Raw genomic sequence first — 12,511 nt, forward strand, 5'->3', positions numbered from 1 at the left:
GATTTTTGATGAAAAAGGTCTTGGTAACGGGAGCTTTAGGTCAAATTGGTTCAGAACTGACGCTAAAAATGAGAGAGGTTTATGGAGCTGACAATATCATTGCGACAGATATCCGAAAAACGGACAGTGATGTTGCTCAATCAGGTCCATTTGAAGTTTTGGATGTTACGGATGAAAAAGCGATGTTTAACATGGCAAAAAAACATGAAGTGGATACGATTATACATTTGGCCGCTTTATTGTCGGCAACAGCTGAAAAGAAGCCGCTTTTAGCTTGGCATTTAAACATGGGCGGATTGGTCAATGCTTTGGAAACGGCACGAGAACTCGATTGCCAATTATTCACACCTAGTTCCATTGGTGCGTTTGGTCCAACCACTCCTAAAGATTGGACACCGCAAGACATCATTCAACGGCCGAATACGATGTACGGCGTGAATAAAGTATCCGGAGAGTTATTATGTGATTATTATCATCATAAATTTGGGGTTGATACGAGGGGGCTTCGATTCCCGGGACTGATTTCGTATGTCACACCTCCTGGCGGCGGAACTACCGACTATGCAGTTGAAATTTACTATGAAGCGATTAAAAACAAGCGATATACTTCTTACATTGATAAGGGAACGTATATGGACATGATGTATATGCCGGACGCTTTAGCTGCCATCATTGCTTTAATGGAGGCAGATGCTTCAAAATTGAAACATCGGAATTCTTTCAATGTTTCTGCCATGAGCTTTGATCCGGAGCAAATTGCAGCCGAAATTAAAAAGCATATACCGGAATTTGTCATGAATTATGAAGTCGATCCTGTAAGACAATCCATTGCAGACAGTTGGCCAAATACAATTGATTCAACATGTGCAAAGGAAGAGTGGGGATTCAAGGCGGAATATGATTTGGAGAAAATGACCAATGATATGTTGTTAAAGCTGAGATTAAAGTCCCTTTTGATAACAGCGTAATAAACCTGCCAGCCGAATAAAAGAGTTGCAAAACTCTTTTATTCGAGTTATTTTATACAGGGGAATTTTTACGTATGAGGGGTGAACTGTTATAACCGGTAAAAAGTAAGCGCTTTCTATGGCACCTCGGACAGAATAAAGAAATAACATGAAAATGGATAGTAATCTTTCTGACTTTCAGGGATGCTTAAAAGTGAAGAGTGATTTTATGAGGCGGCTTTAAGAAAGATTAAATAAAGTGGTGCCTGCTATATCATTTCTATACTAAATAGGGAGTGTAATAAGCATCTTGCATAAAATTTCGACTATTAGTAGTGTAGGGGGAAATGGAATGGCAAACAAAGATTTGAATAGGGACTTGAAAGGTCGTCATATTCAGATGATCGCTTTGGGCGGAACGATTGGTGTCGGTTTATTTATGGGTTCAGCCAGCACGATTCAATGGACAGGTCCGTCTGTAATGTTAGCTTATGCGATCTCTGGTTTATTTATATTCTTGATCATGCGCGCAATGGGGGAAATGTTGTACTTAGAGCCAAGTACAGGTTCTTTTGCAACGTTTGGTTATAAGTACATTCATCCATTGGCAGGGTATATGACAGCTTGGAGTAACTGGTTCCAGTGGGTTATCGTCGGGATGGCAGAAATTATTGCAGTGGGGACGTACATGCAGTATTGGTACCCTGATCTCCCTGCTTGGATTCCAGGTTTAATTGCAATGGTGATTCTTGGAGCAGCGAACTTAATTTCCGTTAAATCCTTTGGGGAAATTGAATTTTGGTTTGCACTGATTAAAATCGTAACGATTATTTTAATGATCGTTGCAGGTTTTGGACTGATTTTCTTTGGAATCGGTAACGGAGGGGAAGCCTTAGGGTTATCGAATCTTTGGGAACATGGCGGTTTATTTACAGGCGGCTGGAAGGGCTTCTTCTTTGCTCTCTCACTGGTGGTTGCCGCTTATCAAGGTGTAGAATTAATTGGGATTACGGCTGGTGAAGCAAAAGATCCGCAAAAAACGATAACGAAAGCGATTCAAAGTACCATTTGGCGTATTTTAATCTTCTATATCGGTGCGATCTTCATTATTGTAACCGTTTACCCTTGGGATCAATTAAGTTCAATTGGCAGTCCATTTGTTGCGACCTTTGCGAAGGTTGGTATCACGGCAGCAGCTGGAATCATTAATTTTGTCGTAATCACGGCTGCAATGTCTGGCTGCAATAGTGGTATTTACAGTGCAGGACGCATGCTTTACACATTAGGGATGAATGGACAAGCTCCAAAGTTCTTTGCAAAAGTATCTAATAGCGGTGTCCCTTTATTCGGTACGTTCGGAGTGATTGTCGGTTTAGCGATTGGAGTTGTTTTAAGTTATATTGCACCAGAAAATTTATTTGTGCATGTATACAGTGCGAGTGTACTTCCTGGAATGATTCCATGGTTTGTCATTCTGATCAGTCAAATTAAATTCAGGAAGGTCAAAAAAGCTGAAATGCACAATCATCCATTCAAGATGCCGTTTGCACCTGTTACAAACTACCTGACCATCGCTTTCTTGATCATGGTATTGATCGGTATGTGGTTTAATGATGACACACGTATATCTCTTATGGTTGGAATAGGTTTTCTGGCTATCGTAGCAATTAGTTATTTCGCTTTTGGAATAGACAAGCGTGTACAAGCCAATGCTCAGACAGAGGCTAAGAAGGAGGACAAAGTGGGTTAATCCATCATTCACTTTGGGTTTTGCAAAGGGTTGCTGCGGCAACCCTTTTCCAATGAAATTAATGATAAAATGGATTAAAATGATTGCTTCATTGTGAAGGGTGAACTTTTTATGTTTGGACTTAAAAGCCAGAGAAAAGGAGAAATTGACAATGACCACTTCAAAGAAGAATTTGAGGACTTGCGAAAAGGGACACAAATACTATAAATCCAGTGACTGTCCAACCTGCCCTGTATGTGAGCAGGAACGAAAACCTGATACAGGATTCCTTTCAGTGCTCTCGGCACCTGCCAGACGTGCATTGGAAAGCAATGGGGTAACCTCTTTACAACAGCTATCAACATATAGTGAAAAAGAAATTTTGAAATTCCACGGTATGGGACCAGCTTCTTTACCGAAACTTAGGGAAGCTTTGGAGACAGGTGGGTTATCATTCAAAGCTTAATCAATTTAGTGAATAAGGGATCAGGAACATCTTTTTTATGGACATCATCCTTGTTAAACTGATAGTAACTCTAAAAAGTGAGGTAACGAAAAATCATGAGTTCCTATACTCCCTATTTTGAATTCAATCGAAAAAAGTGGGCATCTTTGCGAAACCATACCCCTCTTCCTTTAACTGAAGAAGAATTGGATAACTTAAAAGGAATAAATGAAGAAATATCCATTCAGGAAGTGGAAGAGGTTTATTTGCCCTTGACTCGTTTGATCAATTTACATGTTGAGGCATCCCAACAGCTTAACACAGCCACTTCTTCATTTCTAAAAACTGATGCTAAAAAAGTACCTTATATCATTGGGATTGCAGGGAGTGTTGCTGTAGGAAAGAGTACGACTGCAAGGTTACTTCAGACTTTATTATCCAGATGGGATAATCACAGAAACGTAGGTCTTGTCACTACCGACGGTTTTTTGTACCCAAATGATCTTTTAGAAGAAAAAGGATTGATGAAAAGAAAAGGGTTTCCTGAAAGTTATGATACCCAAAAGTTAATCAATCTTATCGGAGATGTAAAAGCGGGAAAAAATAAAGTGGAAGTTCCAATCTACTCACATTTGAAGTATGACATTTTGCCAAATGAAGTGCAGACGATCTGTAATCCGGATATTCTAATAGTGGAAGGTGTTAATGTTCTTCAAGTTGACAAGGAAAATCAAGTATTCGTCAGTGACTTTTTTGATTTCTCACTCTATGTAGATGCAGATGTTAACGACATAGAGCGGTGGTATGTCGAAAGGTTCCTTTTACTTCAAAAGACTGCATTTCAAAGTCCCGAATCCTATTTCCATCGTTATATTGACTTTTCTAAAGAACAGGCCATAAAAAAAGCGACTCAAATTTGGGAAGAAATTAATTTAAAAAATTTACATGAAAATATACTGCCGACAAAAGGACGGGCAAAACTCGTCTTGAAAAAAGGGTCAGAACACAAAGTTGAAAATATCTTCTTGCAAAAATAATAGAAATAATGTTTTTTTGTAATAGCAATAAGTTAAGAAATTATACCAATGAGGGACTATGAGATAAGTCTTAAGATTAAGAATATTATCGGTGACATTACCTTATATTGGTTTAGCTTTCAGTAATTATTGGTATTGTTATAATATCTAATAATTGGATGGAATTTATGATACAAGTTAAAAAGTTAAGAGTTTAGCAATTTCAGGAAGGTCCTTGTTTTTTAGGGAAATGGTTACAGAAAGTTCTAATTTCCCTTCTGTTTTTGTCAATAAATGTGTATTTTCCTGGCTTTTTCGAATCTGTCAATATTATTTCACTAACAGTTTATTCCTTCAATGATGGGAAGTTGCTGAAGAAATCTTTTAATGCGACTATCGGGGCGGATAAGTTTAAGCTAATTTCTTCTCAAAATCAACATTTTAACAAAAAAAGTAATAGTAGAATATTTTAATCTATGAAATAATAATAATAGATTATGATATAGTTATAAGGAGACAGAAAAGGTGTGTTCCTAGTTCGTGCCGGGCTTTTTTTTGACACCTAAGCAGGAGCGCCTACATCTTTTTTGCAAATATAGGGGATAAGGAAGGTTATAATGAGCAACATACAGAAACAAACAGACGTTATCTTAATTGGCGGCGGAGTCATGAGCGCGACTTTGGGATCATTACTGAAAGAGTTAGCACCGGAATGGGAAATCAAAGTATTTGAGAAGCTTGCAAACGCAGGAGAAGAAAGCTCTAACGAATGGAATAATGCGGGTACGGGTCATTCTGCGCTGTGCGAGCTTAACTATACATCCGAAAAAGCTGACGGATCTATAGATATTAGCAAAGCAATTAAAATAAATGAACAGTTCCAAGTTTCATTGCAGTTTTGGTCGTATCTTGTAAACTGTAAGCTGATTGATAATCCGCAAGACTTTATCATGCCATTGCCTCATATGAGTATGGTGCAAGGGGATAAAAATGTAGCGTTCTTAAAGAAACGTTTTGAAGCGCTGTCCAAAAATCCTCTGTTCCAAGGTATGGAGTATTCCGATGACCCAGCAAAACTGATGGAATGGATTCCACTTATTATGCAAGACCGTCCATCGAATGAATCTATAGCGGCAACAAAAATTGATTACGGTACAGACGTTAACTTCGGTGCTCTGACACGCATGTTGTTTGACCACTTAAAGGCTCAAAACGTCGATATCAAATATAAACATAGTGTTGATAATGTTAAACGTGCCAGTGATGGCTCATGGGAATTAAAAGTGCGTAATGTCGATACCGGTAGCGTAGAACGTCATAATGCTAAATTCGTCTTTATCGGAGGCGGGGGCGGAAGCTTGCATTTACTGCAAAAATCCGGCATTCCTGAAGGGAAACATATCGGAGGATTCCCGGTAAGTGGATATTTCATGGTATGTAATAATCCGGAAGTTGTTGCACAGCATCATGGGAAAGTATACGGAAAAGCTAAAGTTGGTGCACCACCAATGTCTGTTCCGCATCTTGATACACGTTTTATCGACAATAAAAAATCGTTGCTATTTGGACCATTTGCGGGCTTCTCACCGAAGTTCTTAAAAACAGGTTCAATGTTCGATTTAATAACTTCCGTAAAACCGAATAATGTTTTAACTATGTTGGCGGCTGGCGCAAAAGAGATGCCATTGACAAAATACCTGATCCAGCAAGTTATGTTATCGAAAGAACAGCGTATGGAAGAGTTACGAGAGTTCATCCCGAACGCTAAGAGCGAGGATTGGGATTTAGTAGTAGCTGGCCAACGTGTACAAGTTATCAAAGATACTGCTGAAGGCGGCAAAGGTACACTTCAATTTGGTACGGAAGTTGTAAGTGCATCCGATGGCTCAATTGCAGCATTGCTAGGTGCTTCTCCAGGGGCTTCTACTGCTGTTCACGTTATGCTTGAGGTAATTAATAAATGCTTCCCGCAACGCATGAAAGAATGGGAACCGAAAATTAAAGAAATGATTCCTTCTTATGGAGAGTCACTAATGGAAAATACAGAGCTTTTACACGAAATTCAAACTTCAACATCAGAGACGCTTGGTCTTAGCAAAAAAAAAGAGCTAGTTTATAGTTAATTTTTGGATATCGAAGCAACATTGAAATTAAAAACAACAGAACCTTTAATCGATCTTTGATTGAAGGTTCTTTTTTTGTTTTGCTATTCAATTAAGGATGCATATTTGCAGGCAAATTCGAAGAAAATTGAGTTTATGGCTTGTACAATTTGGACGTTGATTGGAACGAGAGGCCCTCGGCTTTCCGCGGGCGGTCCTCCCTCGGCTTGCGACTGCGGGGTCTACCCTAGACGCGCTTTTCTAAGCAGGAGTCTCGAACACCCGCTCCAATCAACTTAGTTTTAACATTAGATAAAACCCTTTTGTCTACAAACTGAGGGATGCCATTATAGCATCCCTAAAGATTTCTGCTTCTAATGTATTTTTGAATTTATTTTAGAAATGGTCTCTTTATCGCAAATTATGAAAAGCTGTGCATCATCAGGAATTCGTGCATCTAATTTTTGGTTTATGTTAAGGTCACCACGATCTGCTACCAGTGTGGCCCCTTTATTAAGAAGGTCCATGAATGCATCACGATAGGTTCGCCATTCATCTTGTTTAGAAATCTCATACATCGTCTCTTCATACTTTGAGCTCATAAGTTCTGAATACATGTGAGTGACTCCATGAGAAAATAATGATCGTACTGCTGCGTGGGAGATCATTTCTTGTGTAGGAATAAACTCATCCACCTTTACACGCTCAAATAAACGAATATGCTTTTGATTGATTACCTCAGCGGTGACGTGTATTGCCGTATTGGTTTTTTCTTCAATGGACGTTATGGCAGTGGCAACTAATAATGTCTTTCCATCGACAAGTAACGGATCCTTTGTAGCATAATTATCTTGTGTTATTTGGTCAGCAAAAATGATAACGCCTTTTGCTTTAGGCAGATTTGCACGGAGTAATGTTTCTTCATCCGTGGCATCCCCGCGAACATAAAACAGACGCTCCTCCATCATGGGGGATTTTTCCAGGTTATCAATGATTACAATATCGATGGTTTCATCAGATTTAAAAATTTCTTGAATTGCTGATTTTGACTTTTCACTCCATCCAATCAGAATGATATGATTTTTACCTGTATATTTCATTTTTCCACCAACTTTACGTTTTTCGATAAGATATACAGATTTAATGATTTTTCCAATAAAAAGACTAACAAGCCCAATACCCGTTATGTATAGACCGATGGTAAATGCTTTTCCAAGATCGGTGACCGGTGCATAGTCACCAAAACCAACCGTAGCAAGCGTTGTAAGAACCCAGTAAACTGAAGTTAAATATGATTCGAACGTCTGTGGCTCTATAGAAAAAGCAATATATGCTGCAACTAATATGTATAAAATGGCAAATGGTATAAAGATTTTCCCTCTTAATTTAATCAGGTAATATATTATTTTTTTTACCTTAATTCTCATCATACCCATCCTAGTTATTAAGTCATCGTCGATTGAATTTATATTTCCCCAATTTAACAGATAATTAAACGTAAGAGTAAGAACTATTTATCCCCAAGTTGGGAGCAAAAAGCATATAAAAGAAAGCTTGATTGGATGTGTGACGTTCAGCTCTGTTTCTTATGCAAAAAAGGGGCAGGAACACTGAGTTTTATCTGCCCAAGCTTAATAGACCACTCATTCAGTTAGTTTTTGGTACCAAAACTATAGATTCTGCTCTTAAATTTCGCTCTGATTTTAATATAGATTATAAAAAGGACAATAATAGATGAATTTTAGAATATAAATTATAAAATAATCATCAAAAAGTAAAATTATTATTAGAATTTTCAGTATACAATGAATGTTAAATAATGAGGAGGACAAGCAAAATGAAAGCGGATACAAGTGAAAGGGTAAAGATATTAAAAAAAGAACAGGATTGCATATAAAAGTCTCGCAACAAGTGGCAGTGCTTCGCATGTTAATGAACAATATTACCGGGTTTTAGTTGTGCACCGGTACACGGGGGATGGGAAAGCGGCACATAGCTGGGGTGTTTGCTGCTGGAATAAGGTGATACTTTACGTGATTGGATGTGGGCATGACGCCAGAATTTACCCAATAGGCAATTAAATTAAAGGGGGAATGATTATGGAATCACCAAATGTTGCGACAAATACGAAACAAGAGGAGCCGCAGATTCAATCTACTACGAATGTACTGAAGTTTATTATATACAGTTTAATAGGAAGTTTTATGTTTTTTATTCCCATTACCATAAATGGTGTTTCAAGCATACCAATTGATCATATAGTAACATGGATCAAAGTAACCTTGCCGTCAGCCGTTCCCATTTATGCTCTTATTGTCATTCTATTAGGAGCTGTTTATCCATTTATTTCAAAAACCTGGAGCAAAGATAAAGTATCAATCGTTTTTTCTTTATTAAAAGTATTAGGTGCTGTTGTTGCGATCTTAATATATTTCAAGATCGGACCCGAATGGTTAATGGCCCCAAGTATGGGTCCTTTCCTTTTCGAAAAACTTGTCATACCTGTAGGTCTTGTCGTTCCTTTAGGTGCTATATTTTTGGCGCTTCTCATTGGATACGGGCTTCTCGAATTTTTGGGTGTACTGATGCAGCCGATCATGAGGCCGATATTTAAAACGCCGGGGCGTTCAGCGGTTGATATGGTTGCTGATTTAGCAGGTAGCTATTCCATTGGTATGCTTATTACGAATCGACTATATAAAGAAGGAAAATACACCCTTAAAGAGGCAGCTATTATTGCAACTGGCTTTTCAACGGTTTCAGCAACGTTCATGATCGTTGTAGCAAAAACCCTCGGGCTTATGGATTTATGGTCGCTTTTCTTTTGGGTTTCTTTAGGGATCACGTACCTTGTCACTGCCATTACCGTACGCATTTGGCCATTAAATAAAATGAGCGACGAATATTATTCGGATAATGCGGATCCAGAAGAAGTTATCAAAGAAGGACTTTTCCGAAATGCCTGGAACAGTGCGATGGTGGGAGCAAATAATTCCGTAAGTCTTGGCAGAAATTTATGGGAGAACTTAAAGGACGGTTTTCTTATGACAATGAGCATTCTGCCGTCCATTTTATCCGTTGGTCTCATCAGCCTTGTATTAGCGGAGTACACTCCAATATTTAATTTACTTGGCTATCTTTTTTACCCATTTACCTGGGCATTGCAAATACCTGAACCATTTTTGGCTGCCAAAGCTTCAGCTATAGGAATTGCAGAAATGTTCCTGCCGGCGCTTCTTGTAGTTGATGCACCTCTGGTAACTAAGTTCATCATTGCCGTGGTTTCTGTTTCATCCATATTGTTCTTTTCAGCGACGATACCTTGTATCCTATCAACCGAAATCCCGATCAGCATTACGAAGTTGATTGTAATCTGGTTTGAACGGACACTCATCACGTTAATTATTACGGCACCCATCGCAATATTGCTGCTTTAGTGCAAATCAATGAATCTTAATTCGATCACAAATCGAACGGATGCGTTGGTATTATAAGGTCGACCAGTAAAAATTACTGGTTGGCCTTTTTTTGATAGAAGTAGACATGGTAGGACTCACGGTTGCGGAGGACATTTGAAGCAGGGGGAGTGGAAGGCGGAAAACAATTCCTTGTATTCCAGTTTAAAAGTATCCAAAAGTTAATTGATTTAGTTTTTTTCTTATCCAACTAATGGGCATCTACTATTAGGGATGACTAAAGGACCCTGGTGAATACCACCCTCCAATGGTCTTGTTTTAGAGGTATTGATGACATGATCGGCCATTTTTATCGAGAAGGATCCCATAGCCTTTTTGTATTTTCCATCACATGAACAATATTAGGAAAAACATCCATAAAAATTATTTGGAGAAAATAATATTTATTCTGAAAATTCATATTATAATACTTTATTCTTATGCTATATTATAGGGAGAATTATTTATTATCACGTATAATTTAGAATTGGAGTGATTTGAATGAAGAAACTTGGTTTATTGAGTATGTTTTTGATTTTAACTATCTTTATCTCGGCTTGTGGAACCAATGAAGGAAAAAATGCAGGTGAGGAAAAGAAACCTGAAAAGGTATATAAAGTTGGTGTGGATACGACTTATCCTCCTTTTGAATTTAAAGAGGGGAACGACTATAAAGGTATCGATATTGAATTGATCAATGCAATCGCGAAAGACCAGGATTTCAAAATCAAATTGTCTCCAATGGATTTCGGTGGAATCATTCCGGCTATGCAAGCCAATCAGCTTGATGTGGCCATTGCGGGAATGAGCATTACAGAGGAAAGAAAAAAGGTAGTGGATTTCTCAACACCGTATTTTGATGCAGGGTTAACAATAGTTGTTAAGAAAGATAATACAAGCACTAAAACCGTTAAGGATCTTAAAGGAAAAACCATAGCAGTGAAAAAAGGAACAACAGGTGCTAAATATGCACAGGATAATGCTACGAAACTAGGAATCAAAGTTGTTCAATTCAATGATAGTCCAGCGATGTTCCAGGAAGTGGCCAACGGTAATGCGGATGCCCTTATAGAAGATTATCCTGTCATCTCATATGCAATCGCCCAAAAAGATCTTGGGTTGAAAATCGTAGGTGACCGTTTGAATGGTGACCAATATGGAATTGCTGTATTGAAAGGGCAAAACGAGGATTTATTGAAAAAAATAAATGATGGTCTTGCCAATCTTAAAAAAGACGGCACGTATGATGAAATTATAAAAACGTATCTTGGTGAATAAGGTTAATAAACAATAGATTAAAGCTCATTAGGCGCGCTTATTGCGCGCTTTCTTTTTCAAAGGGGTGAAAGAAATGGATATAATTGTTGCGGCGTTGCCACTTTTATTAAAAGGACTTCAGGTGACACTTTATATCTTTGTGATTGCCATTATCCTAGGGTTTTTGATTGGTTTACTTGTCGCATTGCTGCGACTTGCCCCCATCAAAATCTTGAACTGGATTGCAAAGGTTTATGTGGATGCAATACGAGGGACACCGTTCATCGTTCAGTTATTTTTTATCTATTTTGGTGTGAATTCATTGAATTTGATTTCTTTGGACAGTACAACAGCTGGAATAATTACCGTTGCAATCAATGCAGGGGCATATTTTGCTGAAATAATAAGGGCAGGGATACAATCCATCGATAAAGGGCAAACGGAGGCGGCAAGATCCATCGGGTTCACTGGAGCTCAAACAATGAGATATGTCGTGCTTCCGCAAGCCTTTAGAAGGATGCTCCCTACCATTACGAATCAATCGATCATCAGCTTGAAGGATACTTCTCTATTATCCGTCATTGGTATAGCCGATTTAACCCAGCAAGGTCAGATTCAAGCTTCGGCAACTTTTGAAGCATTCAAGATTTGGCTGGCCGTAGGTGTGATTTACTTTATCATCATCTATTTGTTAACCCTAATTGCTAATTTCATAGAAAGGAGGGTACAAGTTCGATGAGCATCATTACAGTAAAAAACCTGAGAAAATCATTTGGAACTGTCGAAGTTTTAAAAGATATTAATGCAGAAGTGCAGGAAAAGGAAGTAATTTGCGTAATAGGCCCTTCTGGATCTGGAAAGAGTACATTCCTGCGTTGCCTGAATCTCCTTGAGGAAGTTACGGGTGGCGAGGTGGTCATTAACGGACATGATATAACCGATCCTAAAAGGAAAATCAATATAAACAAAGTCCGGCAAGAAGTTGGAATGGTTTTTCAACATTTCAATCTATTTCCTCATAAGACCGTTTTGGAGAACATAACCTTGGGCCCTATTAAAATTCGTGCCACCGATAAAGCGGAAGCAGGAAGATTAGCGCTTGAGTTATTGGATAAGGTTGGTCTAAAGGAAAAAGCAAATAGCTATCCAGGGGAACTTTCCGGCGGACAAAAACAGCGGGTCGCCATCGCAAGGGCATTGGCGATGAATCCGAAGATCATGCTATTTGATGAACCGACTTCGGCCCTTGACCCTGAAATGGTCGGCGATGTTTTGGAGGTAATGAAACAACTGGCTAAAGAAGGCATGACAATGGTCGTCGTTACACATGAAATGGGCTTTGCCCGGGAAGTCGGGGACCGGGTGATATTCATGGATGGAGGGTATATCGTGGAAGAAAATGAGCCGAATGAATTATTCGGTAACCCTCAGCATGAAAGAACCAAAGCATTCTTGAGCAAAGTGCTTTAACGGGATGTTTTTAAGATCGTAAATCATGAATGAAGTTGTGCATAAAGTGTGGACAAAGGAATGCGGGAAATGAGGGGAAACCCAAACGCA

The 12,511-nt window shown here is 38.6% G+C and carries 10 protein-coding genes; 9 read left to right on the forward strand and 1 reads right to left on the reverse strand.

The window, feature by feature from the left end; genetic code table 11:
• The first annotated feature begins 8 nt into the window (after positions 1–8).
• From ADA55_RS14800 to ADA55_RS14820, 5 genes are all read left to right on the forward strand, one after another.
• Entirely contained in the window at positions 9–968 is a 960-nt protein-coding gene (locus ADA55_RS14800; protein ID WP_048685162.1) for an L-threonine 3-dehydrogenase, read from the forward strand.
• A 331-nt stretch (positions 969–1,299) separates the two neighbouring features.
• Positions 1,300–2,697: an amino acid permease gene (locus ADA55_RS14805; protein WP_034305642.1), complete on the forward strand. Its 1,398-nt coding sequence runs from the start codon at positions 1,300–1,302 to the stop codon at positions 2,695–2,697.
• Positions 2,698–2,848: 151 nt separating this feature from the next.
• Positions 2,849–3,142 (forward strand): RNA polymerase alpha subunit C-terminal domain-containing protein, encoded by a 294-nt coding sequence (locus ADA55_RS14810; protein ID WP_048685166.1) that lies wholly within the window; start codon positions 2,849–2,851, stop codon positions 3,140–3,142.
• Positions 3,143–3,237: 95 nt separating this feature from the next.
• Positions 3,238–4,158 (forward strand): type I pantothenate kinase, encoded by a 921-nt coding sequence (gene coaA / locus ADA55_RS14815; RefSeq protein ID WP_048685168.1) that lies wholly within the window; start codon positions 3,238–3,240, stop codon positions 4,156–4,158.
• A 596-nt stretch (positions 4,159–4,754) separates the two neighbouring features.
• Positions 4,755–6,260, forward strand: coding sequence for a malate:quinone oxidoreductase (locus ADA55_RS14820; protein WP_048685171.1), 1,506 nt, complete (start codon positions 4,755–4,757; stop codon positions 6,258–6,260).
• Between the two features lie 353 nt (positions 6,261–6,613).
• Here the strand turns inward: ADA55_RS14820 and ADA55_RS14825 are convergent, their stop codons facing one another.
• Entirely contained in the window at positions 6,614–7,666 is a 1,053-nt protein-coding gene (locus ADA55_RS14825) for a potassium channel family protein (RefSeq protein ID WP_048685174.1), read from the reverse strand.
• A 672-nt stretch (positions 7,667–8,338) separates the two neighbouring features.
• Here ADA55_RS14825 and ADA55_RS14830 point away from each other — a divergent pair.
• The 4 genes from ADA55_RS14830 to ADA55_RS14845 all read left to right on the forward strand — a co-directional run bounded on the left by ADA55_RS14830 (position 8,339) and on the right by ADA55_RS14845 (position 12,421).
• A complete protein-coding gene (locus tag ADA55_RS14830; protein ID WP_053087412.1) occupies positions 8,339–9,676 on the forward strand; it encodes a YjiH family protein in 1,338 nt (445 codons plus the stop codon).
• Positions 9,677–10,195: 519 nt separating this feature from the next.
• Positions 10,196–10,972 carry a transporter substrate-binding domain-containing protein gene (locus ADA55_RS14835; RefSeq protein ID WP_048685177.1) on the forward strand — a complete coding sequence of 259 codons (777 nt, stop codon included), beginning with the start codon at positions 10,196–10,198 and terminating at the stop codon, positions 10,970–10,972.
• Between the two features lie 73 nt (positions 10,973–11,045).
• Positions 11,046–11,690: an amino acid ABC transporter permease gene (locus ADA55_RS14840; RefSeq protein ID WP_048685180.1), complete on the forward strand. Its 645-nt coding sequence runs from the start codon at positions 11,046–11,048 to the stop codon at positions 11,688–11,690.
• Entirely contained in the window at positions 11,687–12,421 is a 735-nt protein-coding gene (locus ADA55_RS14845; protein WP_048685183.1) for an amino acid ABC transporter ATP-binding protein, read from the forward strand. The genes ADA55_RS14840 and ADA55_RS14845 overlap by 4 nt, the downstream gene beginning before the upstream one ends.
• Positions 12,422–12,511: the final 90 nt, after the last annotated feature.

This window comes from Bacillus sp. 220_BSPC (genome assembly GCF_001054655.1).
Classification (GTDB): Bacteria; Bacillota; Bacilli; order Bacillales; family DSM-1321; genus Peribacillus; species Peribacillus frigoritolerans.